The following is a 25,810-nucleotide window of genomic DNA, read 5'->3' as shown; positions in this document are numbered from 1 at the left end:
CGAGGGCAGCATGCCTTGACCACTCCGTGGATTCCGTGTCCCTGATCAGCTCTTTACCGGACGCATAATCGGCTACGTTGAGCAATTGATTGGACACCAACAGTAGGGGGAGAGGTGCTGAGAGGCGTCGAGGACAAAGATCTGCCGTCCATGCGGCGATGGCGCAATCATCCGCGCGTACGAGCGGCCAGCTTCGCCACGCACAAGATCGGAGAGGACGAGCACGCCCAGTGGTGGGAGGCCACCCGGGCCGACGCGCGCAAGCGCGTGCTGATCTACGAGCATGACGGAAACCCCGCGGGCGTGGTGACCTTCTTCGGCCTGTCGTCCGAGAGCGCTTCCTGGGGCTTCTACCTGGACCTGGAGGGGCTGGAGCAGTCGGGGGAGCTGCTGCGGGCCTGGATCGGCCTGGAGCGGGCGGCGATCGACCACGCCTTCGGGACGCTCGGCCTGACGACGTTGCGCGGCGAGGTGCTGGCCTGCAACCAGGCGGTCAGGCGGCTGCACAGGCGGTTCGGCTTCCTGGAGGTCGGGGCCTACCTGCGGGACGTCGACGGCGAGTCCCGCGACGTCGTTGCCATCCGGCTTGTGAAGGAGCAGTCATGATCTCCATCGAGGGGCGGCCGATCTCGCGGAACGACCCGCCGTTCATCGTCGCCGAGCTGTCCGGCAACCACAACGGGAGCCTGGAGCGGGCCCTGGCCATCGTGGACGCTGCCGCCGCGGCCGGGGCGCACGCGGTGAAGCTGCAGACCTACCGGCCCGACACGCTGACCATCGACTGCGACGGGCCCTCGTTCCGCGTGGGCGACGGGCACGATCTGTGGGGCGGCGAGAGCCTCTACCGGCTCTTCCAGCGCGCCCACACGCCGTGGGAGTGGCATCAGCCGATCTTCGAGCGGGCGCGCGAGCACGGGCTCATCGCGTTCTCCACGCCCTTCGATCCCACGGCGGTCGAGTTCCTGGAGAAGCTGGAGGTGCCGGCGTACAAGATCGCCTCGTCGGAGATCGTGGACCTGCCGCTGATCAGGCTCGTGGCCGCCACCGGCAAGCCGGTGATCATCTCCACCGGGATGGCGTCGCTCGGCGAGATCCACGCCGCGCTGGTCGCCGCGCTGGAAGCGGGCACCAGCCAGCTGGCCCTGCTGTCCTGCACGGCCAGCTACCCCGCCTCCCCCGACGAGAGCAACCTGCGGTCGCTGATGGCGCTGAGCGCGCTCACCGGCGTGGAGGTCGGGCTCTCCGACCACACGCCCGGGATCGGGGTGCCGCTGGCCGCGGTGGCGCTGGGTGCGTGCATGATCGAGAAGCACGTCACCCTGTCGCGCGCCGACGGCGGGGTCGACTCGGCCTTCTCGCTGGAGCCGGACGAGCTGGCGGCGCTGGTGGTGGAGAGCCGGCGGGCGTGGCTGTCGCTGGGAGAGGTGATCATCGGACCGCGGCCGTCGGAGCGCGAGGGGCTGCGGTTCCGCCGGTCGCTCTACGTGGTGCAGGACGTGCGCAAGGGCGACGTGGTGTCCCCGGCGAACGTACGGTCGATCCGGCCGGCGGGCGGCCTGCCCCCGGACACGGCCACGGTGGTCATGGGGCGGCAGTTCACCAAGGACGTGCCCTACGGCACGCCGTTCACCTGGGATCTGATCTAAGGAGCGCGTCGGCGACGCGTTCCCTGCCCTTGCCGTCCACGAGGCCGCGGCCCCGCCGCCCGTGCTCCTCGCGGGCGGCGGGGCCGGCGAGCAGGCGGGCGAGCACGCCGACCGCCGCGGCGTCGGCCGCGCGCCCGAGCCCGGCCGCGACGCCCCGGCCGACGAGCTCCTCGTAGCCGATGAGCTGGTTGTCCGCCACCCAGGTCAGGGCGGTGGGCACGCCGAGGTGGAGCAGCTCCCAGACGGCCGAGCCGGCGGCGGTGACGACGAGGTCGGCCCCGGCCATGAGCTCGGGCAGCCGGTCCGTCGGCGGGATCACGGCGATCGGCCCGCCCGCCTCGAAGGGCGCAGGGCTGACGACCGTCGCCTCGAACGGCACCCCGGCCGCCAGGAGCGCCCCGGCCCAGGCGGGGGCCACGCCGGCGCTGTCGGTGCCGCCGAAGAAGCACAGCACGCGCGGAACCGGCCCCGCCGGCTGTGCCCGCCCGAGCCCGCGCACGCTGTCACGCAGGAGCACGTAACGCGCCCCGGCCAGGCGCCGGGCGGGCACGGGGAAGGGGCGGCGCTCCGCGCCGAGGTTCTGGTCCAGGTAGAGATCGGCCTCCTGGCCCAGCGGGTCGCCGTCCACGATCGCCAGCACGGTCAGGCCCGCTCCCCGCAGCGCCGCCCCCGTCCCCTCCGGCAGCTCGTACGAGTCGAGGACCGCGGCGTCCAGCCGGAGCTCCCGGGCCAGCGCCGCCAGCCGGGACGGCTCCTCGGGGGCGGGCACCAGCGGCAGCCCGCGCTCGCGCAGCTGGGCCCGCGCCCAGGCGGACCCGCGCACCTCGCCGAGGAAGGTCACCTCGATGCCCCGCGCGCGCAGCTCCTCGGCCAGCGCCACGCACCGCACCAGGTGGCCGACCCCGCTGCGCACCCCGGCGTCACACCGGAAGCCGACCCGGATCACGCGTCCTGGAGCTCCTTCTGCTGGACGTGGGCGTTGAGCCCGCAGACCTCGGGGCGCTCCCGCAGCCAGCTCACCAGCGTCCCGAACGGCACGCACCGGTCGCCGAGGCCGTCCACCACCCGGGTGATGAGCCGCCAGTCGTCCTCGGTGTCGAGCGTCACCCGCAGGTCGCCGGCGACCGGCTGGTAGGCGAGCCCGAGCAGCCGCGCGTCGTCCGGATGCGAGTAGACGTAGGAGGTCACGTGGGTGCGGTGGAAGTCGGCGGCCTCGGTGTCGGCCCGCTCCAGCGCGCCCCTGCCCACGATCTCCACGTCGAGCCCGCGCGGCAGCGTCCGCGTCAGAGCGGTGCTCAGGTAGTCGAGCCCGCGTACGGCGCGGAACACCAGCGCCGCCTCCCTGATCACGGCCGGGTCCAGCAGCGGGCAGTCCGCCGTGAACCGCATCATCGCGTCCCACCGCCGCCCCGCCAGCGCCTCCATGAACCTCGTCAGCACGTCGTCCACCGGCCCCCGGTGCCACGACACGCCGAGGCGGCGGCACTCGGCCACGACCGCGTCGTCGGCCTGCTCCGTCGTGGTGGCCACCACGAGCTCGTCGAGCGTGCCCGCCTCGCGGGCGGCGCGAACCACCCATTCCAGCACCGACCGGCCGCCCAGCTCCCGGAGCACCTTGCCCGGCAGGCGTGTCGAGCCCATCCGCGCCTGAACAATCCCGACAATGCGCACCGATGCCCCAATCCCCCGTGTGACCGTGTGTCGCTTATCGATCGCGCTATGCTACCGCCCTGCTCGAACGACTACTGCGCGTAAGCGCGAACCCAGGGGGCCACGTGAGCATTCTCAGTGGATCGTCGATTCTGATCACCGGAGGAACGGGGTCCTTCGGCAAGGCGTTCATCCGCAACGCACTCGACTCGCTGGGGGTGCGGCGCCTGGTGGTCTTCTCCCGCGACGAGCTCAAGCAGTACGAGACCAGGCAGCTCTTCGGCGACGACGAGCGCCTGCGCTGGTTCATCGGCGACGTCAGGGACCGCGACCGGCTGGCCCGCGCCATGCACGGCGTGGACTACGTGGTCCACGCGGCCGCGCTCAAGCAGGTGGACACGGCCGAGTACAACCCGTTCGAGTACGTCCGCACCAACGTCGCAGGGTCACAGAACGTGGTGGAGGCCGCGATCGACAGCGGCGTGCGCAAGGTGGTCGCGCTCTCCACCGACAAGGCCTCCAGCCCGATCAACCTGTACGGCGCCACCAAGCTGGTCGCCGACAAGCTCTTCGTCTCCGCCAACCACTACGCCGCCGCCCACGAGACCCGCTTCTCCGTCGTCCGCTACGGCAACGTCGTCGGCAGCCGGGGCTCCGTGGTGCCGCTCTTCCTGCGCCTGGCCGAGCAGGGCGCCAGCCTGCCGATCACCGACAAGCGCATGACCAGGTTCTGGATCACGCTCGACCGGGCGGTCCGGTTCGTGGTGGACTCGTTCGACCTGATGCGGGGCGGCGAGCTCTACGTGCCGCGCCTGCCGAGCATGCGCATCACCGACCTGGCCGAGGCGCTGGCGCCGAACAGCCCGATCTACGAGATCGGCATCAGGCCGGGCGAGAAGCTGCACGAGGAGATGATCGGGCCGGACGACGGCCGCAGGACGCTGCGCCTGGCCGACCGCTACATCGTCCAGCCCACGATCGCGACCTGGGGCTACACGCCGCCGCAGACCGGCGAGCCGCTGCCCGAGGGCTTCTCCTACCGCTCCGACACCAACGACGAATGGCTCTCGGTGGACGACCTGCGCGCCATGGTGGCCCGCTGATGCTCCCCTACGGACGGCAGTCGATCGTCGAGTCCGACATCGAGGCGGTCGCCGAGGTGCTGCGCGGCGACTGGCTGACCACCGGGCCCGCGGTCGGCAGGTTCGAGGCGGAGCTGACCCGCTGGACCGGCGGCGTGCCGTGCGTCTCGGTCACGTCGGGGACGGCCGCGCTGCACGTCGCCTACGTGGCGGCCGAGGTGCGGGCGGGCGACGAGGTGATCACCTCGCCGCTGACGTTCGTGGCCACGGCCGCCGCGGCCGCGCTGCTGGGCGCGCGGGTGGTCTTCGCCGACGTGCAGCCCGACACGGGCAACCTCGACCCCGACGCCGTCGCCGCCGTGGTCACCCCGAGGACGCGGGTCGTCACGGCGGTGGACTACGCGGGCCATCCCGCCGACTACGACGAGCTGCGCGCGGTCGCCGACCCGGCCGGGGCGGTGCTGATGGCCGACTCGGCACACTCGATCGGGGCCGCGTACAAGGACCGGCCCGTGGGGGCCCTGGCCGACCTGACGGCCTTCTCGTTCTTCCCGACCAAGACCGTGACCACGGCGGAGGGCGGGGCGGTGGCGGCGGCCGACCCCGAGCGGTTCCGGCGGGCTGCCCGCTTCAGGAACCACGGCCTGGTCAGGGAGCCCGCCGACCAGCGCGAGCCGGACGTGGGCGGGTGGCACCAGGAGGTGCACGAGTTCGGGCTGAACTACCGGCTGCCCGACGTGCTGTGCGCGCTGGGCGTCAGCCAGCTCCGGCGGCTGGAGGGCTTCCGCGAGCGGCGCCGCGAGCTCGTCGCGCGTTACGACGCGCTGCTGCGCGACGTGCCGGGGCTGACGCTGCCCGCGCAGCGCGCGTACGTGCGGCCGAGCTGGCACCTCTACCCGGTCAGGGTCCGCGACGGCCGGCGGCGCGAGGTCTACGACCGCATGCGCGCCGCCGGCATCGGCGTGCAGGTCAACTACGTGCCCGCCTACTGGCACCCGGTGTTCGAGGACCTCGGCTACCGGCGCGGGCTCTGCCCGCGGGCGGAGGCGTACTACGCCGAGGAGCTGTCGCTGCCGCTGTTCCCCGACCTGACCGACGCCCAGCAGGACCGGGTCGCGGAGACCCTGGCGGCGATCCTGCGCTAGCGCTCCGCCAGCAGCAGGCAGCCGTCCTCGCCCCGGTCGACGAGGAAGCGCCTGGCCGCGACGGTCGCGATCGGCCGCTGCCCGGTCCGCACCAGCGGGCGGATGGGTGTGCCCTGGTCGATGACGACCTCCCACCACGACTCGTGGCCGACGCTCTCGTCGATGTCGGCCAGCGGCACCCGCGCGTGGAAGTCGCGCCCCGCCAGCGCCACCGGGAAGTACATCTCCTCGCCGTCGCTCCTGCGCCGCAGCCGCAGCACCGGCTCGCCGTCGCCGATGTCGGTGATCTCCCCCGAGAACACCAGGTCGCCGCCGTCCACCCGGCACTCCCCGATGACCGCCCGCGCCTTGCGCAGGCGCAGGCCCCAGGCGCCCTTGGCGCTGCGGATCGGCACCACCCACACGCCCGACCTGCGCCTCGGCGCGGGAATCAGGGGCGGCAGCCAGCGCGGCCCGGCCACCCGGCCGTCCAGCCGCAGCCCATGCCCTCTGAGCTGCACGCGCAGGTCCCAGCGGCCGCGCCTGGCGAGCTGCGCGGATGTCAGCACGGCCGGATCGAACGCGAAGCGGAACGGGAACGCGTGCTCCGGCAGCGCGCCGCCGTCCTCCTGCACCACGTTCTCCCAGGTGGGCGCGCTCTCCTTGTCGGACAGCGGGATGGTCGCGCCGGTCCTGCGCTCCTCCAGCCAGACCCGCACCCGCATGCGGCGCAGCTCCCCCACGTCGAACCGGCCCACCGCCACCCGGCCCGCGCCGCAGAGCACGCTGTCGCGCCAGTCGAGGTCGACCAGCCGGGGGACCAGGGCCAGCTCGCCGGAGACCTCCGACAGGTGCGGCGGCATCGACGGGTGCCTGGCGTACCAGCGCCTGCGCAGCAGCCCGGCCGCGCCGACGCGCGGCTGCAGCTGCCCGCAGCGGTCCTGGGTGAACACGTACGCCAGCTCGCCCAGGCGGCGCCGGTGCAGCAGGTGGACCTGGAGGCGCTGCGCGAACGGGATGCTGTGCCAGGCCTCGCGCGACACGCCGTCGAGGTAGCGGACGATCATGTCGAGCAGGGCCGGGTCCGCCGTCGTGCCCATGGCGGCCATGGCCTCCACGGCGACGGCCATGTCGATGTCCAGCGTGTCGCGGTCGAAGTCCGCCTTGAGCGCCGGCGCCCCTCGGCCCAGCAGGGAGGCGGTCTCCAGCACCGACAGGAGGCGGTCGCGCAGGTTGTCGGGCTCCAGGCAGCGCTGGGTGATCGAGCTGCCCGGCTCGTCGCGCTGCCGCCAGTGGTAGACGACCGAGGCCAGCACGTCCACCGACCTCGCTCCCACGTGGGCCGCCATCGCGACGGGCTGGTCCTCGTACATGCGCTCGGGGAAGCTCAGGCCCAGGCGCTCCCAGAAGGAGCGGCGGTAGACCTTGTTCCACAACATGCGGTCGCGGATCAGCAGCGGGTGGCGGGTGATGTGGGTGCTCTTCACCGGCTTGGCGAACGCCTCCCGGTGGGCCCACGACGGCATGAGCAGGTTGCGGTAGAGCCGCATGACGTTGCCGCAGGCCAGGTCGGAGCCGGTGGACTCGAGCGAGGTCACCAGGCGTTTGAACGCGTCGCGCGGCACGGTGTCGTCACCGTCCACGAAGGCCAGGTAGCGGCCGGTCGCCCGGCGTACGCCCACGTTGCGGGCGCGGCCCACGCCCATGTTGTCCTGCCTGATGAGACTTATCCGGCGGTCGGCCGCCTGCCTGGACTCGACGACCGCCGGGCCGCCGTCGACGCTGCCGTCGTCGACGCAGATCACCTCCAGATCGCCCAGCGTCTGCGCGGCGATGGAATCCAGGCAGGGTCCGATGTACTTCTCGACGTTGTAGAACGGAACGATCACCGAAAGAACCGGCACACCTATTCCTCTTCCTTTTGTCCTGCGTCCTCTCGCCTGCGTCCTTGCCGCGTCAGCCGGACAGGAGGCGGATGACCTTGCGGGCGACCTTGCCGGGGCGCGCCAGGCGGCGGGAGAGGCGATATCCGAGCGTCCTGCGGAAGGCGCTGGCCTTGCGCTGGGTCCTGCGTAGCTTGGCCTTCGCCCTGACCAGCTCGCGTTCGCGGTAGGAGAGCTTGGTCTCCAGGCGCGAGATCCTGGCCAGCGCCGCGGTGAGCTGGTCGGCCAGGCGGTCCCGGGCGCCCAGCAGATCCCGGTACGTGGGCGCGTGCTCCGCCACCTCGGCGGGGCAGCCCAGCTCCACGTCCAGCTTGCGGGCACGGTCGAGGTCGCCCTGGTCGCAGGGACGGTCGGCCATGCCGCACAGGGTCAGCGCGAGCTGGTCGGCCTCCAGCGGCCACGGCCACGGGTGGTGGTGACCGGCCGCCAGCAGCCTGACCGCGAACCGCCACAGGATCCGGCACAGGACGACTTTCGGGCCGGGCGGGGTGGACGGCTCGGCGGCTGGGCTGATGGCCGCGAACCGCTCGCCGTCGTACACCAGGCTGTCGGTCGCGGCCGTCACGTCGCCGCCCGCCTCCAGCCATTCGGCCAGCCGGGCCAGCAACTCGCGCACGGTCCTGACGTCCTCGCGGGCGCACGCCTCGACGAGGATCTCCTCGACGACCCGGCCGGCCGGGATCGGCAGCTCCTCGCCGTCCGGCAGCCGCCTGGCGCCGCCGGCGGTGAGCTCGTACAGGGCGGAGCCCTCCTCGACCAGCCCCAGCGGCAGCTCCACGTGGCCGTCATCGTCTGAAGCGGCGGTGGCCACGGCCAGCCAGAGCGGCGCGAGCTCCTCGCCCAGGCCGTGCCGGAAGACCAGGCGGGTCAGCCGGAGCGGGTCTGCCACCAGCATGCGGTCGCCGCCACGCGCGCTCAGCGGGAACGTGAGGGCGTCCGGCAGGTCGGCGGCCAGCGCCTCGCGGGACAGCAGCGCCCGGGGCGCCTGCCTGCCCGGATACGCCGCGTAGCACCGCCGCACGCGCAGCCCCGCCGACTCCAGCCCGCGGTCGAGCGCCTCGGGCCCGCTGGGGTAACTCGGGTCGAAGCCGTGCGGCGCCCACTGGTCGTCGGCGCCCTCCCGGTCCGCGGGCCTGGCCTCCAGGAACCGATCGACGCCCAGGTCGTTGCGTACGCCGAGCACCAGCCGCCCCCCGGGCGCGACCAGCTCGGCCAGCGCCGCCAGCGACTCGCTCCACGCCGCCGCCGAAGCCTCGGCGGAGTGCGTGCGCAGCAGCCCGTCGAGGGCCAGCACCAGGTCGTACGGCTGCTCCATGGCGAACACCTCCAGCCGCCCGCAGAACACCGCCAGTCCCGGGTGCCGTTCGCCCAGGGCGCAGGCGTCAGGGTAGGAGCGCAGCAGCACGGCCGCCGACGGGGCCCGCGCGACCACGTCGTCCACCAGCACCTGCGGATGCGGGCCGACCAGCAGCACCCTGCCGCTGTCGGGGATGAGCCGGCCGACCAGCTCCAGTGCCGTGCCCCGCCAGTCCGTTATGCCGCCCATGTTGGACATGTCGGACCACAGCAGCATCTCCCCGCCGATCAACCGAACGTTCTCGGGCGCCTCCCCCGTGATCACGTGCGCGCCCCCCGTTTCCATCCGAACATTCGCCGTAGCTCCTCCGGTGTCGCCTGATACTCGAATCCCAGCTCGCGCCGCGCCACCTCCGACGCCAGCTCGGTGTCGACGCGCGTGCCGTGCAGCTCCGGCCAGAGCCGCATGCGGCGCGCCGTCCCCCCGTACTCGGGACGCTCGTCCTCGAACTGCATCGGATCCCCGTACACCGCCACCTCGCATCCCACCGAGGCGCCGTAGAACAGCGCGCTGCCGAGCCGGTTGGAGGCCACCCTGCGGTGGCGTCGCAACTGGACCAGCTGCTTGCGCAGGAAGTCGCGTCCCTTTCCCTCCCACCGGGAGCCGCGCTCGCCATGGCAGGTGACCCGGAATCCCCTCGATTCGTACGCTCGCCGAATGTCCGGATTCGCGAATTCCAGCCAATAAAGGCAGACCGTGACCGGACCGGTCTCGACATTTCGGATTTCGTCGGCCAACCGGGCATGGTCACCACTGACGGAATGCTTTTCCCAGCCATGAAAGGGATACCAGATCGTACCCTTGCGTTCGGGGACCACGCCCAGCTCAGGCTCCAGATGAAGGAGGTATATCCATGGCGCGCCGATGAGGTAGTGCCCCCTGCGGCCCATCGACCAGCCTCGGCGACGTAGCACGTCAGACCAGATGAAACGGGGATATCCAGGGCTGCACCAGTGGTCGTTGGGCGGAAATCCGTGGAGATAGTTCCATCCGTGCTGAAGGAAGCCCTGGATTCGTTTCGGCGTCTCATCCGGAAGGCCGCAGTATCGGCCGATTATGCGAGAGTGCCCGTACCAGTGATTGGATTCGTCCATCATTCCCCCCGTACGGTGGACCGTGTCCCGTCCGACATTCCCAGCCCTCAACGGGTGCCACGCCTCGTTATACGGTTCCATTACCCGAGAGGGGGTCTTGGTTTTCTCCTGGCGCGCAATTCCCGCTACACTACGTCGTGGCTTGAGGACAGAGAGTGAGTGATCATGAGTCATCTCGACCGCCTGCGGGCCGTCTTCCGCAGCGCGCTCAACCTTCCGGCCGACACCTACGTCGACGGGCTCGAATACCGCGCCATCCCCCAGTGGGACTCGCTGGCCCACATGGCGTTGATCGCCGCGATGGAGGACGAGTTCTCCGTCATGATCGACACCGACGAGATGATCGACATGAGCTCGTTCGCCAAGGCGGCCGGGCTGCTGGAGAAGCATGGCGTCGGCGCCGCCGCCGGCTGAGCCCAGGGTCGTCCTGGTCACCGGCTCGACGGCGGGCATCGGGCGGGCCGTGGCGGTCACGCTGGCCGGGGCGGGCCACGACGTGGTGCTCCACGGCCGCGGCGAGGAGCGCGCCGCGAAGGCCGCCGCCGAGGTCGCGGAGGAGACCGGCGGGGTGACCGACTCGGTCGCCTGCGACGTCGGCGACCCCGCCGCCGTCTCGGCCGTGATGCGGCAGATCTACCAGCGCCACGGCCGCCTCGACGCCCTCGTGATCAATGCCGGCATCCACGCGGCCGGCCCGCTCGGCATGGCCCACCACGACACGGTCCAACGGCTCTTCCAGGTCAACGCGGTCGGCGCGACGTACACGCTGCAGTCCGCGCTCAGGCTGCTGCGGCGGGGCAGTTCCCCCGCGGTGGTCCTGGTCGCCTCGGTGATGGGCCGCATGGGCGGCGCGGGCCAGGCGGTCTACTCCGCCACCAAGGCGTCCGTGATCGGCCTCACCAAGGCCGCCGCCAAGGAGCTGGGCCCCGCCGGGATCCGGATCAACGCCGTGGCCCCCGGCTACATCCAGACCGACATGCTCGCCACGCTCGACAAGGAGAGCCGGGTGGCCACGGTCGCCGCGACCCCGCTCGGGCGGCTCGGCACGCCCGCCGACGTCGCCCGCGTGACCGCGTTCCTGCTCTCGCCCGACGCGGGTTTCGTCACCGGCCAGGTCATCGGCGTCGACGGCGGGCTGGTGCTGTGATGTTCCCGCACCCACAGGCCCGGCTCGTCGTCGCGGGAGAGGCGGCGGGCCTCGGCGGCGACGAGCTGGCCGGCCACGTCGCGCGCACCGCGGAGGCCCTGACCCGGCTGCGGCCCGGGCCGCTGTTCTGCGGCATGCGCAACAACCTCACGTCCGTCCTGCGCTACCTCGCCGCCTGGCGGTCGGGCCGGCCGATCGCGCTGCTCGACCCCGACCTGGCTCCCGGGGCGCTGGCCGAGCTGGTGGGCCGGTTCAGGCCGGCGGCGCTGCTCGGGTTCACGCACGCGGCCGACGGCTCGCCGCCGCCGCGCCGCGACGTGCCCGAGCCGCACCCCGACCTCGCCGTGCTCCTCGCCACCTCGGGCTCGACCGGCAACCCCAAGCTCGTACGACTGTCGCGCCAGGCCGTGCTGGCCAACGCCACCGCCATCGCCACGGCCCTGGCCATCGTCCCCGACGAGATCGCGCCCACCAGCCTGCCACTCCACTACAGCTACGGGCTGTCCGTGCTCAACAGTCACCTGATCGTCGGGGCGACGGTGATGCTGACGGAGGCGGGGCTGCTGGAGCGGTCGTTCTGGACCCATCTGGACGCCCACCGGTGCACGTCGCTGGCCGCCGTCCCCTACCAGTACGAGATGCTGCGGAGGCTGCGTTACGACCGCTCCGAGCACCCCGCGCTCGCCACGCTCACGCAGGCCGGCGGGCGGCTCGGCCAGGACCTGGTCCAGGAGTTCGCGGGCCAGGCCGACCGGTTCTTCGTGATGTACGGGCAGACGGAGGCCACGGCCCGGATCGCCGTCCTGCCTCCCGACCGGCTGGCCGACAAACCGGGCTCCGCCGGGCCGGCCATCCCCGGCGGGCGGCTGACCGTCGACGAGGGCGAGGTCGTCTACCACGGGCCCAACGTCATGATGGGCTACGCCGAGACGGCCGCCGACCTGGCCAGGGGCGACGACCTGGGCGGGGTGCTGCGCACCGGCGACCTGGGCCGGCTCGACTCCGAGGGCTTCCTCTACCTCACCGGGCGGCTGAAACGCATCGCCAAGATCTTCGGCGTGCGGGTCAACCTCGACGACGTCGAACGCCTGCTGCGCGGCTCCGTCCCGGTGGCTGCGACCAGCGGCGACGACCGCGTGACGGTGTGGGCCGAGGGCCTCGACGCGGCCGGCCGCGCGGGCCTGGCCCGCAAGCTGGGCGCCGAGCTGCGGGTCCATTGGAGCGGGTTCGACGTGCGCGCCGTCGACAGCCTCCCGCTCCTGGCCACCGGCAAGATCGACTACCGCGCCCTGGAGTCCCGCACATGACGGCGGAGGGTGACGGATGAGCGTTTTCAGTCTGGCGGAGCCCCAGCGGGAGGCGGCGCTGGTGAGCGAGCTCGCGGCGCTGACCGAGCGGCATCGGCGGGCTTGCGCCCCCTACCGGCGGGTGCTCGACGCCATTCAGGCCGGCCCCCCGTACGAGCGGCTCGCGGACCTGCCCTGGCTGCCGGTGCGGCTGTTCAAGACGCACGAGCTGCGCAGTGTGCCCGAGGACCAGGTGTTCAGGGTGCTGACCTCCAGCGGGACCACCGGGCAGCGGCCGAGCCGGGTCTACCTCGACCGCGAGGCCGCCGCGGCGCAGCCGCGGATGCTGGCGGCCACGCTCAGGGAGGTGCTGGGCGAGCGGCGGCTGCCGATGCTGGTCGTGGACAGCCGCTCGGTCGTCCGCGACCCCACGCTGAGCGCCCGCGGGGCCGGGGTGCTCGGGATGATGAACTTCGGCAGGGACCACACGTTCGTGCTCGACGAGCGGGGCCACCTGGACGCCGAGGCGGTCAAGGGCTTCCTGGCGCGCTACGGCGGCGAGCGGTTCCTGATCTTCGGGTTCACGTTCATGGTCTGGCTCCACCTGCGCGACCTCGGGGCGGACCTGTCGCAGGGGGTGCTGGTCCACTCCGGCGGGTGGAAGCGGCTGGCCGAGCAGGCGGTCGACAACGCCGAGTTCCGGCGGCGGCTGGCGGCCGAGTGCGGGCTGACCCGGGTGCACAACTTCTACGGGATGGTCGAGCAGATCGGGACCGTCTTCCTGGAGGGGCCCGACGGCGACGGGCTCTACTGCCCCGACTTCGCCGACGTCGTGGTCCGCGACCCGGAGACCTGGCAGGAGGTCCCCGTCGGCGAGCCGGGGCTGATCGAGGTCGTCAGCACGCTGCCCACGTCCTACCCGGGCCACGTCCTGCTGACCGAGGACCTGGGCGTGGTGCACGGCGTCGACGACGGGTGCTGGCCGGGCAAGCGGTTCGAGGTGCTGGGCAGGCTGCCCAGGGCCGAGGCGCGCGGCTGCAGCGACACCATGGGGCGGGGCTGATGCTGGACGACCCGAAGCTCGACGTGCGTTTTCCCGCCGCCGCTCCGGTGTCCGCCGAGGACCTGCTGGGTGAGCTGCGCGGCGGGCTCGACGTGGGCGACGAGCGGGTACGCGAGTTCCTCTCGGGCTTCGGCAAGCGGCTGCTGCGGCCCGCGCTGGCGCGGCGCCATCCCGAGCTGGGCTCGCTCGGCTTCTTCCTGCGCCCCAGCGAGCTGGCCCGCACCGTCGACGGCCTCGCCGGCGAGCACGTACGCGTCCCGCGCGGCATGGTCTTCCACATCCCGCCCGCCAACGTCGACACCGTCTTCGTCTACTCCTGGGCCCTGTCGGCCCTGATGGGAAACCGCAACATCGTGCGCCTCTCGCCGCGCTCCGGCGCGGTCGCCGAGGTCATCCTGGAGACGCTGCACGACGCGCTGGCCGACGCCGATCCCGTCATAGCGGCGACCCAGCGCATCGTCTCCTACGGCCGCAGCGACTCCGTCACCGCCGCGCTCTCCGCCGCCTGCGACCTGCGGGTGGTGTGGGGCGGCGACCGCACCGTACAGGAGATGCGGCGGCACTCACTCGCCCCGCACGCCCGCGACCTGGTCTTCCCCGACCGCTCCTCGTTCGCCGTCGTGGGGGCGGCGGCCTGGCTGTGCGCGCCCAGGGCCGCGCGGGTCACCGTGGCCGAAGGCTTCGTCAACGACACCTACTGGTTCGACCAGGCCGCCTGCTCCTCGCCCAGGACGGTGTTCTGGGTGGGCGCGGAGGGCGACTGCGACACGGCGCGGGCCGACTTCTGCGAGCACGTGTCGCGCGTGGTCACGGTCCGGGGGTGGGGAGTCGACGCCGCGATGGCCGTGGAGAAACGGGTCTCCACCTACGGCCTGGCCGCCGACGGGCTGGCGGAGAGCATCGAGTTCCGGGGCAACGCGCTGGCCAACGTCACGCTGTCGGCCGCCGCCGCCGCGCCCAGGCAGTGGCTGGGCGCCGGTACGTTCGCGCACGCCAGGCTCGGGTCGCTGGCCGAGCTGGGCTCGCTGGTCGAGCGGCGGGACCAGACGATGACGCACTTCGGGTTCGCCAGGGCCGAGCTGGAGCGGCTGGCCAGAGAGCTGGGCGGGCGCGGGGTCGATCGCATGGTGCCGATCGGGAGCGCGCTGAGCTTCCATCGGGTGTGGGACGGGTTCGATCTCCCGGCCGAGTTCACGCGACTGGTGACCGTGATCAGATGACGTTCGCGCCCCCCACGGCCTGGCTCGCCCGGTGGCCGGCGTCGTCCGGGCGGTGGCTCGGGTGGGTGCCCGCGGGGGTCGTGTGCGCCGGTGCGGTGGTGGTGTTCCTGTGCTGCGGGGTCTCCGCCCGCGACCTGGCCGTTTTCGCGGCCTACCTCGGGGCCGGGGTGGCACTGCCGGGGACGCTGCTGTGGCGGGCGCTGACCGGCGGCGGGAGGTCGACGGCCGAGGACGTGGCAGCCGGGCTGGCGATGGGGTACGCGGTCGAGGTCCTGGCCTACCTCCCGGCCAGGGCGGCCGGGGTGCCGCTGCTCGTGCTGGTGCCGTCCGCGGGGGTGCTCTGCGCGTTCGCCTGCGTGCCCCGGCTGCGGCGGCACTGGCGGGGCGGGACCGCCAGGGAGCCAATGCCCGCGCGGTGCATGTCGGCGGGCAGGGCCGCCGGGGAGCGCATGCCCGCGTGGTGCGCGTGGGCGCTGGCGTCGGTCGTCGCCTACCTGATCGCGTGGAGCACGCTCAACCTCTACCGGGTGCCGGTCTCCGCCGCGTACGTGGACCTGCCCTACCACCTGGCGCTGGTCGGCGAGGTCAAGCACCACGTGCCGCCCACGCTGCCGTCCGTGCTGGGCGAGCGGCTCTCCTACCACTGGTTCGTCTACGCCGAGCTGGCCGCCACGAGCTGGGTGACCGGGATCGAGCCGGTGACGCTGGTCTACCGGCTGGCCACGCTGCCGATGACGGCGGCCATGGTCGTGCTGGTGGCGGTGCTCGGGCGGCGGCTGGGCGGGAGCTGGGGAGCCGGGGTCGCGGCGGCCGGGGTCGCGTACTTCCTGCTCGGGCCGGTCCTTCAGGAGGACGTGGTCTTCACGACGCGGCCGATGTTCACCGCCTGGGCCAGCCCGACGCAGACGTTCGGGGCGCTGCTGTTCGCGCCCGTGGTGCTGCTGCTGACCGGCGGGCGGCGGTGCTGGGCGGCGCTGGTCGTGCTGCTGCTGGCGCTGACCGGGGCGAAGGCCACGTTCCTGCCGTTGCTGCTCGCGGGGCTGCTGGTCGTGGTGGCCGTGCGGTGGGCGGTGGAGCGGCGGGTGCCGGGCGCGTGGCTCGGCGTGGCCGGGATCACGCTGGCGTGCCTGCTGGTCGCGCAGCTCGTGGTGTTCGGGCGGGGGTCCCAGGGGACGAAAATCGCGCCGTTCGCGGCGATGCGGGGGCTCTGGGGGCTGGTGACGGGCGTGGCGGCGCCGGAGCTGGCCGCCGTGCCGGTGACGCCGTTGCTGGTCCTGACCGTCGTGCACCTGTTCTGCCTGCTCTGCGTGTGGGGCGGGGTGGTGGCGCTGGGCCGGCGGGCGCTGGAGCCGTCCATGTCGCTGCTGCTCGGCATGGGGGCGGCGGGGGTCGGCGCGGCGGTGCTGCTCGGGCATCCGTCGGACTCGCAGCTCTACTTCCTGGAGAGCGTCCGGCCCTACCTGTCGGTCGCCGCGGTGTGCGGGGTGGCCGGGCGGCGGGTGCCGTGGGCCATGTCGGTCGGCATGGTCGCGGCTGGGGCGGGGGTCGCGCTGCTCGCCACGTGGATCGTGGTGCCCGGGGACGCGGCGGTGCGGGTGGTGGTGCCGTACCTCGTGCTCGGGGTGGTGGCGGCGGCGGTGCTGGTGTGGCGGCGCGCCGCCGTGGTGGCGGTGGTGGCGCTGCTGGCGGGGTACGCGGTGCCGGCCTCCGCGCGCGAGCTGGTCCTGCGGGTGGTGCCGGAGGGCCGCGAGGCGGAGATCCCCGCGGGGGCGCTGAGAGCGGGGCGGTGGTTGCGTGCGCACTCCTCGCCCGGCGACGTGGTGGCCACCGACCTGCACTGCCGCCCGGTCGAAGCGCCCGGGTGCGACAGCCGGCACTACTGGGTGTCGGGGTTCACCGAGCGGCGGGTGCTGGTCGAGGGATGGGCGTACGCGGAGAGCACGCTGTCGCGGGCCGAGCTGTTCGTCTCGCCGTATCTCGAGGTGCCGTTCGCGGATCCCGTACGGCTGGCGGCGAACGACGCGGTCTTCCGGGCGCCCACGGCGGAGAACGTCCGGCGCCTCGCCGAGGTCTACGGCGTCAAGTGGCTCTTCACCGGGATGAACCCGGAATTGGGGAAATACGCGCGACTGCGCTTCCGCAATTCGTCCTTCTCCGTTTACCGGCTCACCGCCCGGTAAAAGTCTCTCCCCCTCACGGAATGCTGCGGAGAAACGGCCCGCGCCACGCTGGACGACCCCAGGAGCATTTTCGTGGACGTACGGCCACCGATCAGGATCAGGAACTCCCATGAAAACGCGTGCCGCGACGGAGCCGAGCCCCCGCGTTCTCGACACCACGGCCCGGCTGGCGAGCGTCGACATCGTCATCCCCGTGCTCAACGAGGAACGCGCCCTGCCCGGCTGCGTCCGCACGCTGGCCCGCTTCCTCGGCGACGGCTTCCCGCTGCCGTGGCGCATCACGATCGTCGACAACGGCAGCACCGACGCCACCTGGCCGGTCGCCAACGAGCTGGCCGGGCAGTTCGAGCGCGTACACGTCCGCCGGCTCGACATCCGGGGCCGGGGCGCGGCGCTGCGGGCGGCCTGGCAGGACAGCCCCGCCGACATCGTGGCGTACATGGACGTCGATCTGTCCACCGGCCTCGGCGCCCTGTTCCCGCTGGTCGCCTCGGTGGCCGGCGGCCACTCCGAGATCGCCATCGGCACGCGGCTCGCGCGTGGCGCGCGCACCCGCCGCTCGCTGCGCCGCGAGGTGGTGTCGCGCGGCTACAACGCCCTGCTCAGGTACGGCTTCGGCGTCCGCTTCAGCGACGCCCAGTGCGGCTTCAAGGCGGCCAGGGCCGACGTGGTCAGGCCGTTGATGGCCAAGGTCGAGGACGACTCGTGGTTCTTCGACACCGAGCTGCTCCTGCTGGCCGAGCACAACGGCCTGCGCGTGCACGAGGTGCCGGTGGACTGGATCGAGGACACCGACTCGCGCGTGAAGATCGTCAGGACGGCCGTCGACGACCTGAAGGGGCTGGCCAGGGTCGCCTGGTCGATGTCGATGGGCCGGGCCCGCGTCGAGGTGGCGCGGTCCGAGCTGACGCCCACGCATCCGGACGCGGTGGTGGCGCGGCCCCGCGCGGTGACGCCGGCGAAATTCACCTCGTTCGCCGTGCTAGGCATTGTTTCCGCAATTCTGTACGCGCTCATTTATCTGCCGCTGCGCGATATCTGGTCGCCGGCAATGACGAATTTCGCCGCGCTCGTCCTCACCGGAGTCGTCGGCACCGAGGCGAACCGCCGCTGGACATTCCACCGGCGCACCGCCATGCACGTGCGGGCGGCGACGCTCTTCCTGGCCAACTACGCCCTCACCACCATGGCCGTGCTCGCGCTGCCCCGTGGCGCCGGGCGGCTGGCGGAGGTCGGCGCGGTCGCCGGCACGTACTGCCTGCTCACCTTGATCCGCTTCACCGCCCTGGACCGCTGGGTCTTCTCCCGTACGAGGAACTGATCGATGGAAACCACTGAGATCCGCCGCCTGATCGCGCTCGAGGACCGTCACTGGTGGTACCGCGAGCGCCGGGCCATCCTGCGCAGGGAGCTGCGCGGGCTGGGCCGTCCTGGGCGGGCGCTGGACATCGGCGCCGCCGGCGGCGGGAACACCAGAGTGCTGGTCGAGGCGGGCTGGGAGGCGACCGCGACGGACTCGTGCGCGACGGCGGTCGAGGTGGCCAGGCAGCGCGGGCTCAAGGCGGTGCGCGCCGACGCGCGGGCGCTGCCGTTCGAGCCGGGGAGCCTGGACCTGGTGACCGCGTTCGACGTGCTGGAGCACGTTCGCGAGGACCACCTGGTCGTGGAGGAGATCGCCAGGGTGCTGGCGCCCGGCGGGCACGCGCTGATCGCGGTCCCGTGCGACATGGCGCTGTGGTCGGCCCACGACGACGCGGTCGGGCACGTGCGCCGCTACGCCCGCGAGTCGCTGACCGTCGTGGTGGAGCAGGCCGGGCTGAAGGTCGATCGCGTCTGGAGCTGGAACGTGCTGCTCCGTCCCCTCGTCGCCCGGCACCGGCGCCGGTCCAGGGGCAGCGACCTGCGGAAGATGCCGCTCCTGGTCAACGCGGGGCTGTCGGCGGTCGTGCGGGCCGAGCGGTACCTGCCGGTCAAGTCGCTCAAGGGCGTCACGCTGTTCCTGCGGGCCCGGCTCGGGAGATGAGCGTATTCAGACCGAGACGTGGGGGTGTTCCACGGTGTGCGCGCATTGGCTTTAGGCTGTGATCCGTGGTGATTCATGCCCTGCTGGCGGCCGTGCTGGCCACGACCTCGCTGCCCGCCCAGGCGGCGACGGTCGACTGTGACCGGGTCAAGTGCCTGGCGCTGACGTTCGACGACGGTCCGGGCGAGGGCACCCCGACCCTGCTCAAGCTTCTCAAGCAGGAGGGGGTCAAGGCCACGTTCTTCCTGGTCGGCAAGCAGGTGGAGCAGCGGCCGCAGATCGCCAGGCAGACACTGGCGCAGGGACACGCGATCGGCAACCACACCTGGTCGCACGCCTCCCTGCCGACACTGCTCGACGACCAGATCCTCGACGAGCTCAAGACCACGCAGGAAGCCATCCAGCAGGCCACGGGGCTGCGGCCGGCGATGTTCCGCCCGCCGTACGGGCACACCGACGACCGCGTGCTGGGCCTGGCCGACCAGGTGGAGCTCGCGCAGGTGCTCTGGACCGGCACGACGCTCGACTGGAAGCTGCGTGACGCCAAGAAGATCAAGGCCGCCGTGCTCAGGCTGGCCAAGCGCGACGGAGTGATTCTTATGCACGACACGGTCCCGGCGACCGTGAAGGCCATGCCGTCCATCCTCAAGGAGCTCAAGAAGCAGGGCTACCACCTCGTCACGGTGCCCACCCTGCTACGCGGCAAGAAACCCGAGCCCGGAGTGAGCTACCCCTGACGGGCCATGGGCACCGCGAAGCCAAGGCCGTGGGTCGCGATCCCGACCTTTCTGATCATTCAGGCCGTCCTCGCCTGCTGGTGGGCGGCCTTCTACCCCGGCCTGTTCAGCCGCGACTCGGTCCTCTACCTCAGCCACACCGTCGTCGGCCCCTGGGTGAGCGACCACTCGGTGCTCTACGACGCGCTGCTGTCGCTGAGCTTCACCAAGACGGGTGACCTGGGCGCGGTCACGTTCGCGCAGACCACCGCCATGGCGGCGGCGCTGACGTACCTGGCTCAGTCGCTCAAGGCGCTCGGCGCGCCACGCCTGCCGACCACGCTCGTGGCGATGCTCATGCCGCTGGCGCCGCCCGTGGGCGCGTTCTCGGTGACGCTGTGGAAGGACGTGCCGTTCACGATCTGCGCGATCGCCGTCGCGGGCGTGTGCGCCCGGATCGCGGCCAGACGCGCCGTCACCGTGCCCACGCTGGTCGGGCTCGGGCTGCTCTTCACCGTATTGGGGCTCTTCCGGGCGAACGGCTTCCTCGTCGTGGGCGTCGCCGTCCTCGCGCTGCTGGTGATCGTCACGACCATGCGCGTACGGCTGCTGCTCGTCGGCACCTTCGCCGCGGCCCTGCCGCTCCTGCTCACGAACCTCGTCTTCCCGCAGTTCGGCATCATGGCCCCGGCCAAGACGTACGTGTACCACACGGCCTTCGGCGACATCGCGGTGGCGTACCGGGACCGTCCCGAGCTGTTCACCGAGCAGGACAAGGCGTTGATGGCCACCGTGGCGCCGCTGACGCGGTGGTGGGACGGCGGCACCTGCTACACGATCAACCCGCTGATCTGGCGGCGGGACTTCAGCTGGCCGCAGGCCGACGCGCACGCCTCCGAGCTGCTCGGCCTGTGGAAACGGCTGCTGATCTCCGAACCCCGCATGATCATCGACACCCGGCTGTGCCGTGGGGCGATCGCGTGGCGGCCCGTGCAGGACGAGTTCGCCATCGGCGGGATGACGTACCGGTTCTCGCTGCGGCCCAACGCCGACACCTATGTCGGGCCGAACAAGGTGCCCGACTTCCCGGGGCGGTGGGTCTACTCGCTTCGGCCGCAGTCGTGGGAGCTGAACCAGGTGGCCGATCCGTGGCTGACCGGGTCGCTGGCGCCGCAGTACGACTGGGTGCTGTGGCGGGGGGCGTTGTGGGCGTACGTGTCGTACCTGGCGGTGGCCCTGGGGGCGCTGGCGCTGCGGAACCGGTACGTGCTGGGGGTGGCGGCCGTGGTGGCCGGGCAGCAGCTCACGGTGCTGGCCAACATCTCGGCGCAGGACTTCCGGTACATGGCCTCACCCATCTTCGTGGGGGTGCTGCTGGTGCCGTTGCTGCTGGGGGGTGTGGGGCGGTTGGTGGTGGCTTCGGTACGGGGGGTCGGGCGCGTACTACGCCGCAAGCCTGCCGAGCCCCGGCCCCCGTTGCCACAGCCCGGCACACCCGAGCCCGCCCCGGACGCGCCCTCAGGGAATGCCCCCGCGCCGGACGCACCTCCGGCCGCCGCGCCGGATGCGCCGTCGGCGGACGAGGCCACGGCTCACGGGGCTGCGGGTCACGGGCCCGAGCTGGGTGAGCGCACGGCTCGTGCGGCGTCGCTCTCGGAGCCCGTGACGCCAGACCCTCAGCCGAGCGAGCCGAATGGACCAGGAGCCCCGGGCGAGCCGGAAGCCCCGGGCGCGTCGGGCGGGACGGGAGCGCTTGGGCGGGAGGGCGATCGGGAGTAGGCCGGCGGACCGGGCTCAGACGGTGGCGGGGAAGCGTCCCGGAGCGGGTACGAAGCCCGGCGTCTCCTCCGCGGCCTGGCGGGCGTCGTATCGCTCCCGGGAGGCGGCCACGCACGCGCTGTGCTTCCGCGACCAGTTGGTGAGCGTCAGCATGGCCTCGTACAGCTCCAGCGCCATCGGCGTGGCCTGGTACTCGACCTTGGGCGGCACCGTCGGATAGACCGTGCGCTCCAGCAGCCCGTCGCGCTCCAGATTGCGCAGGGTGAGGGTGAGCATGCGGCGGCTGATGCCCTCGATCTCCCGCTCCAGCTCCGTGAACCTCCTCGGCCCGCGAGCGGTCACCACGACGATCTGGATGGCCCACTTCCCGGCGATCTTGTCCAGGATCTCGCGCGGCGGGATGGGGCAGAAGCCCTGCTCGATCATCGCCTGCGCGTCGTCCAACGTCCTGAGCTGCTCTGGTACAGCGGTGTTCCTCTGGGACATGAAAGTGCCTTCTTCCGGTTGACCTCGATGGTCACACATCATGGCCACTGTTACAAATCGTTCCCCTAGGAAGACTTGGTCATGAAGAACAAATGGGCCTCATTCTCACTACTGGCCACCACCCAGTTCGTACTGATCCTGGATTCTACGATCGTGGGCATCGCGATGCCGCACATGGGTCGTGAGCTGGGCATGAACGCCCAGGACCTGTCGTGGACGACGACGGCGTACTCGCTGGTGTTCGGCGGGTTGCTGCTGCTCGGCGGGCGGCTGTCCGACTACGTGGGCAGGCGCCGGATCTTTATCGCCGGGATGCTGCTGTTCGGCGCGGTGTCCCTGATCGGCGGCGTGGCCGCGTCCGGCGTGCTGCTGATCGCCGTACGGGCGGTGCAGGGGCTGGCCAGCGCGCTGGTGGCGCCCGCCGGGATGTCACTGGTGATGACGATCTTCAAGGGCGACCCGGCGCTCAACAAGGCGATGGGGCTGTGGGGCGCCGTCGGCGGCATGGGCGCCTCGGCCGGGCTGGTGCTCGGCGGACTGCTCACCGACTGGTTCGGCTGGCGTTCCGTGTTCCTGGTGAACGCGCCCATCGGGCTGGGCGTCGCCGCGCTGGCGCTCGTACTGCTGCCCGCCGCACGCTCCGCCGAACGGACCCGCGGCTTCGACGTGGCCGGTGCCGTCACCTCGACCGCCGGGCTGGGCCTGCTCATCTACGCCCTGGTGGACGCGGCGGAGGCGGGCTGGACCTCGGCCAGGACGCTCGGCGTCGGCGCCGTCGCGATCGCCCTCATCGTCGCCTTCCTCGCCATCGAGCACCGCTCGGCCAACCCGCTCGTCCCCCTGAACGTCTTCCGCAGGCGCACGCTCCGCGCGGGCAACGTGATCATGTTCCTGGTGGCCATGGCGATGCAGCCGGTCGCCTTCCTGCTCAGCCTCTACACCCAGCTCGTGCTCGGCTACAGCGCCACCCTGTCGGGCCTGTCGACGCTGGCGATCCCCGCGACGATCGCGCTGACCGCCTCGTTCCTCGGCGGACGCGTGCTGACCAGGTACGGCCTGCGCACGACGACGGCCGCCGGCATGGCCTTCATCCTGGTGGGCGCGGCGCTCTACCTGCGAGTGGGGGTGCAGGTCGACTACCTGCTGGTCCTGCTTCCCGCCGAGCTGCTGACCGGCTTCGGCTTCGGCCTCCTGGTCGGCGCGGTGACCGTCGCCGCCACCTCGGACGCCTCGCCGGAGGAGTCGGGGATGGTGTCGGGCCTGTTCAACGTGACGACGCAGGTGGGCATCTCGGTCGGCATCGCGGTGCTGGTGGCCATCGCTGCCGGGGTCACGGGCGGCTCCCCCGCGCCGGAGGCGCTGGTCTCGGGCTACCGGATGGCGTTCCTGGGCTCGACCTTGCTGGCCGCGGTCGGTCTGGCGGCGGCGCTCACGATGCTCCCCAAGCTCGCCAGGGACCGGGAGCCGGTGGCGGTGTCCGCCTGACCGCCCCGCCTCAGACAGGCCGGTTCCCACACGGAACCGGCCTGTCTGTTTCTCAGGCTGCCATCGGGGTGAATGCCTCGAAGGAGTCGACTTCGGCTTCGGCGAATGCCGGGAGTTCGAACCAGATGGCCTTGCCGCGGGGAGTGGGCGTACCGCCCCAGGAGCCGGAGAGCGTGTCGACCAGGAAGAGCCCGCGTCCGCGCTCGGCGTCGAGGTCGACGGTGCGCATGGTGGGCAGCTGGGGGTTCTCGTCTTCGACTTCGCAGCGCAGCAGGCCGTTCTCGGCGGAGAAGCCGAGGTGGACCTGTCCGTGGGCGTGGTCCAGCGCGTTGGCGACCAGTTCGCTGACGAGGAGCTCCGCGACTTCGATCTGGTCGTCGAAGCCCCAGTCGGTCAGCTTGTCGCGGGTCAGCCGGCGGGCGGTACGCACCGAGCCGAGGTCAGGCGTCAGCCACCACGAAGCCGTGCGGCGTGTTGCCGGGCTGTGGCTGGTGGCCGTCGTGTGGCTGCTGGTCCGCGTAACGCTGTTCATTGCCCTGCACCCCGTATAGCAGCTGAGGTGGCTGCCGTCCGGTTCCCTCCGGTCCTCTCTTCAGGTGAGCGTGAATTGCTCACACCACGAGAATGCCTCGGCGGGCCCCCTGGAGAAGAGGTGAAAAATCCCCATAAAGGCACCTATTCCGGACTACGTAGGTACCTACGTAGTCCGGACGTCAGGGGTTCCAGCGCACGGTGGGGCTCCGGGTGCCGGTGTGGCATGGCCCCATTTGCCATAGGGCCCAGGCTCCGCCGAGCGGGATGTCGCTGATATGTGACGGCGGGGCCGTGACAGCGCGCGGTCAGCCCGGGAGCAGCGGTGGTCGGCATCGTCTTCCTCATCGAGAAGCACCCCCGATGAGGAGCCCCCGCCATGATGACCTTCGCCGCCGTTCTGCAGTTGCTCGTCGCTCTCGGATTCGTGAGCATCCCCCTCGTACGCCACCGCTACGGCCGCGAGGCAGGGGTCGCCGCGGTGCGGGAGCTGGAGCGTCAGGGCGTCCCCGCCCGCATCCTGAAAGAGAACAACATCAGCTTCGACGCCAGTGGCCACGAGACCATCGTGCCCGGCACGGTCGCGCTGATCATGACGGCCCTGGCCGTGCTCAACCTGATGGGAAACCACTGGGGGCAGGTCCTGTCCTGGGTCTTCCAGCCGCTCGTGCTCGTCGGCAACGTCCTCATCCTCTACAGCCAGCTGACCGCCGCCACGTCCGTGCGGAAGGCCTTCGAGCGCAAGGGCGACCCGATGCTCCGGCGCGTCGACGTGCCGGCGCTGCTGAAGGCGGCCGAGAGCGGCTTCCCGAGCTGGGTGATGCCGGGTCTGCAGAACGTCCGGCACACGGTGGTGATGGGCGGTTCGATCCTCGTCCTGGTGGCGTTGATCAGCGCCTGAGCCGGGACACGCGAACGCGCCGCGCGGGCAGGATCCCGCGCGGCGCGTTCGCGTGTGCCGCTACCAGCCGCCGTTGTGGAGCTGGCCGCGCACCGCGCCGCCGGGGAACTCCGCGGTGTGCAGGTTGACGTACCAGCCCTTGGGGTTGTGCTTGATGCCGTCGGCGACCTTGGCCGAGGCGGTGCCGGTGCCGGCGATGCCGTTGACCCCGGCCGGCAGGCCGTTGGCGGCGGCGAAGAAGTCCACGACCACCGGGCCGTTCTTGCCCTTCACGCCGCGGTGGACGTGGCCGTTCGTGGGCGGGGCGACGCGTTTCCAGGCGGTGGCGAAGTGCACCTTGGTGCCCTTCACCCAGACGAGCCACGCGGCGCGCCCGTCCTGGTCGCCGACCTTGGTGCCGGGCGCGGGCACTTCCTGGCGGCCGTCGGCCGGCGCGGTGAGCGTGTGGTGGGACGAGCCGGCGGCCAGCACCGATTCGAGCGAAACGGGGCGTACCCGGTGCAGCTGGGCGCGGACGGCGCCGCCGGGGAACTCGCCCGTGTGCAGGTTGGCGTACCAGCCCTTGGGGTTGTTCGCGATCCTGGCGAGCAGGCCCGAGTCCTTGACCATGACGGTGCCCTTGACAGCGCTGAGCGAGGCGGGCAGGGCCGCGCCGAAGAACGGGATCTTGACGTCGCCGTTCTTGCCGGACTTGCCCTGGTGGATGTGGAACGCGGTCGGCGCGGCCACCTTCTGCCACCGGATCGCATAGTCGACCTGCTGTCCGTGGATGCGGAACACGGCGATCGCGCTGCCGTTCCGGTCACCCACCTTCGCGCCGGGGGCGGGTACTTCGTTCTTGCCCAGCAGCGTCGCCGCCAGATAGACGTCGGTGCTCGACTGCGTGTCCGCCTGTGCCATGGCCGGGCTGACGGAGGCGGCGATCAGCGCGGTGGCGAGCGCGAGGCCGGAGGCGGTGAGGATGCGCTTCGTCATGATTGACCCTTTCAGTTGCCTCAGGGGTGAGGCCCGTAGCGGTGTTCGACGCCCGGTTGTACGACCCGCACCTCGCGCCGGGTTCAATCCGCAAATGTGTATAAATACGCATTCGCGCTGGT

Annotated in this window: 24 protein-coding genes; 16 read left to right on the top strand and 8 right to left on the bottom strand. The window is 71.9% G+C overall.

Annotated features, from left to right (window positions below):
- Positions 1-114: 114 nt before the first annotated feature.
- Positions 115-606 carry a GNAT family N-acetyltransferase gene (locus tag ABZX61_RS00710; protein WP_355190371.1) on the top strand — a complete coding sequence of 164 codons (492 nt, stop codon included), beginning with the start codon at positions 115-117 and terminating at the stop codon, positions 604-606.
- The gene (gene pseI / locus ABZX61_RS00705; RefSeq protein ID WP_350731147.1) at positions 603-1,646 is read left to right on the top strand and encodes a pseudaminic acid synthase; all 1,044 of its coding nucleotides are present in this window, start codon (positions 603-605) and stop codon (positions 1,644-1,646) included. The genes ABZX61_RS00710 and pseI overlap by 4 nt, the downstream gene beginning before the upstream one ends.
- Here pseI and ABZX61_RS00700 read toward each other — a convergent pair.
- On the bottom strand, positions 1,627-2,592 hold the full coding sequence (locus tag ABZX61_RS00700; RefSeq protein ID WP_355190368.1) for a hypothetical protein: 966 nt from the start codon (positions 2,590-2,592) through the stop codon (positions 1,627-1,629). The two genes, pseI and ABZX61_RS00700, sit on opposite strands and share 20 nt — an antisense overlap.
- Entirely contained in the window at positions 2,589-3,317 is a 729-nt protein-coding gene (locus ABZX61_RS00695; protein ID WP_350731143.1) for a glycosyltransferase family protein, read from the bottom strand. Before ABZX61_RS00695 ends, ABZX61_RS00700 begins: the two co-directional genes overlap by 4 nt.
- A 104-nt stretch (positions 3,318-3,421) precedes the next feature.
- On the opposite strand from ABZX61_RS00695, the gene pseB reads away from it, so the two are divergent.
- Both pseB and ABZX61_RS00685 read left to right on the top strand, forming a co-directional pair.
- Positions 3,422-4,399, top strand: a complete 978-nt coding sequence (pseB, locus tag ABZX61_RS00690; RefSeq protein WP_355190366.1) for a UDP-N-acetylglucosamine 4,6-dehydratase (inverting) — start codon at positions 3,422-3,424, stop codon at positions 4,397-4,399.
- Entirely contained in the window at positions 4,399-5,523 is a 1,125-nt protein-coding gene (locus ABZX61_RS00685) for an aminotransferase class V-fold PLP-dependent enzyme (RefSeq protein WP_355190364.1), read from the top strand. The genes pseB and ABZX61_RS00685 overlap by 1 nt, the downstream gene beginning before the upstream one ends.
- Here the strand turns inward: ABZX61_RS00685 and ABZX61_RS00680 are convergent.
- The 3 genes from ABZX61_RS00680 to ABZX61_RS00670 are packed head-to-tail and all read right to left on the bottom strand — an operon-like array spanning position 5,520 to position 9,620.
- Complete coding sequence (locus ABZX61_RS00680) at positions 5,520-7,406, bottom strand: glycosyltransferase family 2 protein (protein WP_355190362.1); 1,887 nt, start codon at positions 7,404-7,406, stop codon at positions 5,520-5,522. The genes ABZX61_RS00685 and ABZX61_RS00680 overlap by 4 nt on opposite strands.
- A gap of 52 nt (positions 7,407-7,458) precedes the next feature.
- On the bottom strand, positions 7,459-9,066 hold the full coding sequence (locus ABZX61_RS00675) for a hypothetical protein (protein WP_355190360.1): 1,608 nt from the start codon (positions 9,064-9,066) through the stop codon (positions 7,459-7,461).
- Positions 9,063-9,620 carry a hypothetical protein gene (locus ABZX61_RS00670; RefSeq protein ID WP_350731133.1) on the bottom strand — a complete coding sequence of 186 codons (558 nt, stop codon included), beginning with the start codon at positions 9,618-9,620 and terminating at the stop codon, positions 9,063-9,065. Before ABZX61_RS00670 ends, ABZX61_RS00675 begins: the two co-directional genes overlap by 4 nt.
- A gap of 441 nt (positions 9,621-10,061) precedes the next feature.
- Here ABZX61_RS00670 and ABZX61_RS00665 point away from each other — a divergent pair, with 441 nt between their 5' ends.
- The 10 genes from ABZX61_RS00665 (at position 10,062) to ABZX61_RS00620 (ending at position 21,310) form a co-directional block, all read left to right on the top strand.
- Positions 10,062-10,310, top strand: a complete 249-nt coding sequence (locus ABZX61_RS00665; protein WP_350731131.1) for an acyl carrier protein — start codon at positions 10,062-10,064, stop codon at positions 10,308-10,310.
- Entirely contained in the window at positions 10,285-11,043 is a 759-nt protein-coding gene (locus ABZX61_RS00660; protein WP_355190358.1) for an SDR family oxidoreductase, read from the top strand. Before ABZX61_RS00665 ends, ABZX61_RS00660 begins: the two co-directional genes overlap by 26 nt.
- On the top strand, positions 11,043-12,350 hold the full coding sequence (locus tag ABZX61_RS00655) for an AMP-binding protein (protein WP_350731127.1): 1,308 nt from the start codon (positions 11,043-11,045) through the stop codon (positions 12,348-12,350). Before ABZX61_RS00660 ends, ABZX61_RS00655 begins: the two co-directional genes overlap by 1 nt.
- Before the next feature lie 16 nt (positions 12,351-12,366).
- Entirely contained in the window at positions 12,367-13,392 is a 1,026-nt protein-coding gene (locus ABZX61_RS00650; RefSeq protein ID WP_355190356.1) for an acyl-protein synthetase, read from the top strand.
- A complete protein-coding gene (locus ABZX61_RS00645) occupies positions 13,392-14,612 on the top strand; it encodes an acyl-CoA reductase (RefSeq protein WP_350731123.1) in 1,221 nt (406 codons plus the stop codon). The genes ABZX61_RS00650 and ABZX61_RS00645 overlap by 1 nt, the downstream gene beginning before the upstream one ends.
- Positions 14,609-16,792 (top strand): hypothetical protein, encoded by a 2,184-nt coding sequence (locus tag ABZX61_RS00640; RefSeq protein WP_355190354.1) that lies wholly within the window; start codon positions 14,609-14,611, stop codon positions 16,790-16,792. The genes ABZX61_RS00645 and ABZX61_RS00640 overlap by 4 nt, the downstream gene beginning before the upstream one ends.
- 109 nt (positions 16,793-16,901) lie before the next feature.
- Positions 16,902-18,113, top strand: coding sequence for a glycosyltransferase (locus tag ABZX61_RS00635; RefSeq protein ID WP_355190352.1), 1,212 nt, complete (start codon positions 16,902-16,904; stop codon positions 18,111-18,113).
- 3 nt (positions 18,114-18,116) lie between these two features.
- Entirely contained in the window at positions 18,117-18,815 is a 699-nt protein-coding gene (locus ABZX61_RS00630; protein WP_350731117.1) for a class I SAM-dependent methyltransferase, read from the top strand.
- Positions 18,816-18,880: 65 nt separating this feature from the next.
- Positions 18,881-19,552 (top strand): polysaccharide deacetylase family protein, encoded by a 672-nt coding sequence (locus ABZX61_RS00625; RefSeq protein ID WP_355190350.1) that lies wholly within the window; start codon positions 18,881-18,883, stop codon positions 19,550-19,552.
- A gap of 6 nt (positions 19,553-19,558) precedes the next feature.
- Positions 19,559-21,310 carry a hypothetical protein gene (locus ABZX61_RS00620; RefSeq protein WP_355190348.1) on the top strand — a complete coding sequence of 584 codons (1,752 nt, stop codon included), beginning with the start codon at positions 19,559-19,561 and terminating at the stop codon, positions 21,308-21,310.
- Positions 21,311-21,325: 15 nt separating this feature from the next.
- On the opposite strand, the gene ABZX61_RS00615 is transcribed toward ABZX61_RS00620, so the two are convergent.
- Entirely contained in the window at positions 21,326-21,796 is a 471-nt protein-coding gene (locus tag ABZX61_RS00615; RefSeq protein ID WP_350731111.1) for a helix-turn-helix domain-containing protein, read from the bottom strand.
- Between the two features lie 81 nt (positions 21,797-21,877).
- Here ABZX61_RS00615 and ABZX61_RS00610 point away from each other — a divergent pair, with 81 nt between their 5' ends.
- Positions 21,878-23,281 (top strand): MFS transporter, encoded by a 1,404-nt coding sequence (locus ABZX61_RS00610; protein ID WP_355190346.1) that lies wholly within the window; start codon positions 21,878-21,880, stop codon positions 23,279-23,281.
- A gap of 52 nt (positions 23,282-23,333) precedes the next feature.
- On the opposite strand, the gene ABZX61_RS00605 is transcribed toward ABZX61_RS00610, so the two are convergent.
- Positions 23,334-23,813 (bottom strand): ATP-binding protein, encoded by a 480-nt coding sequence (locus ABZX61_RS00605; protein ID WP_355190344.1) that lies wholly within the window; start codon positions 23,811-23,813, stop codon positions 23,334-23,336.
- A gap of 378 nt (positions 23,814-24,191) precedes the next feature.
- On the opposite strand from ABZX61_RS00605, the gene ABZX61_RS00600 reads away from it, so the two are divergent.
- Positions 24,192-24,713 (top strand): hypothetical protein, encoded by a 522-nt coding sequence (locus ABZX61_RS00600; RefSeq protein ID WP_355190342.1) that lies wholly within the window; start codon positions 24,192-24,194, stop codon positions 24,711-24,713.
- Positions 24,714-24,773: 60 nt separating this feature from the next.
- Here the strand turns inward: ABZX61_RS00600 and ABZX61_RS00595 are convergent, their stop codons facing one another.
- The gene (locus tag ABZX61_RS00595; RefSeq protein ID WP_355190340.1) at positions 24,774-25,688 is read right to left on the bottom strand and encodes a CHRD domain-containing protein; all 915 of its coding nucleotides are present in this window, start codon (positions 25,686-25,688) and stop codon (positions 24,774-24,776) included.
- Positions 25,689-25,810: the final 122 nt, after the last annotated feature.

The sequence above is a fragment of the Nonomuraea sp. NPDC003709 genome (genome assembly GCF_040610775.1).
In the GTDB taxonomy this organism is placed as follows: domain Bacteria; phylum Actinomycetota; class Actinomycetes; order Streptosporangiales; family Streptosporangiaceae; genus Nonomuraea; species Nonomuraea angiospora_A.
The sequence above is the reverse complement of the archived record's forward strand: the minus strand, read 5'-3'. Positions and strand labels throughout refer to the sequence as shown.

What these genes read in the sequence shown, in the direction of transcription:
- pseI (WP_350731147.1), top strand. Translation starts at nt 603, where the DNA reads ATGATCTCCATCGAGGGGCGGCCGATCTCGCGGAACGACCCGCCGTTC.
- ABZX61_RS00685 (WP_355190364.1), top strand. Translation starts at nt 4,399, where the DNA reads ATGCTCCCCTACGGACGGCAGTCGATCGTCGAGTCCGACATCGAGGCG.
- ABZX61_RS00665 (WP_350731131.1), top strand. Translation starts at nt 10,062, where the DNA reads ATGAGTCATCTCGACCGCCTGCGGGCCGTCTTCCGCAGCGCGCTCAAC.
- ABZX61_RS00660 (WP_355190358.1), top strand. Translation starts at nt 10,285, where the DNA reads ATGGCGTCGGCGCCGCCGCCGGCTGAGCCCAGGGTCGTCCTGGTCACC.
- ABZX61_RS00655 (WP_350731127.1), top strand. Translation starts at nt 11,043, where the DNA reads ATGTTCCCGCACCCACAGGCCCGGCTCGTCGTCGCGGGAGAGGCGGCG.
- ABZX61_RS00650 (WP_355190356.1), top strand. Translation starts at nt 12,367, where the DNA reads ATGAGCGTTTTCAGTCTGGCGGAGCCCCAGCGGGAGGCGGCGCTGGTG.
- ABZX61_RS00645 (WP_350731123.1), top strand. Translation starts at nt 13,392, where the DNA reads ATGCTGGACGACCCGAAGCTCGACGTGCGTTTTCCCGCCGCCGCTCCG.
- ABZX61_RS00640 (WP_355190354.1), top strand. Translation starts at nt 14,609, where the DNA reads ATGACGTTCGCGCCCCCCACGGCCTGGCTCGCCCGGTGGCCGGCGTCG.
- ABZX61_RS00635 (WP_355190352.1), top strand. Translation starts at nt 16,902, where the DNA reads ATGAAAACGCGTGCCGCGACGGAGCCGAGCCCCCGCGTTCTCGACACC.
- ABZX61_RS00630 (WP_350731117.1), top strand. Translation starts at nt 18,117, where the DNA reads ATGGAAACCACTGAGATCCGCCGCCTGATCGCGCTCGAGGACCGTCAC.
- ABZX61_RS00620 (WP_355190348.1), top strand. Translation starts at nt 19,559, where the DNA reads ATGGGCACCGCGAAGCCAAGGCCGTGGGTCGCGATCCCGACCTTTCTG.
- ABZX61_RS00615 (WP_350731111.1), bottom strand. Translation starts at nt 21,796, where the DNA reads ATGTCCCAGAGGAACACCGCTGTACCAGAGCAGCTCAGGACGTTGGAC.
- ABZX61_RS00610 (WP_355190346.1), top strand. Translation starts at nt 21,878, where the DNA reads ATGAAGAACAAATGGGCCTCATTCTCACTACTGGCCACCACCCAGTTC.
- ABZX61_RS00605 (WP_355190344.1), bottom strand. Translation starts at nt 23,813, where the DNA reads ATGAACAGCGTTACGCGGACCAGCAGCCACACGACGGCCACCAGCCAC.
- ABZX61_RS00600 (WP_355190342.1), top strand. Translation starts at nt 24,192, where the DNA reads ATGATGACCTTCGCCGCCGTTCTGCAGTTGCTCGTCGCTCTCGGATTC.
- ABZX61_RS00595 (WP_355190340.1), bottom strand. Translation starts at nt 25,688, where the DNA reads ATGACGAAGCGCATCCTCACCGCCTCCGGCCTCGCGCTCGCCACCGCG.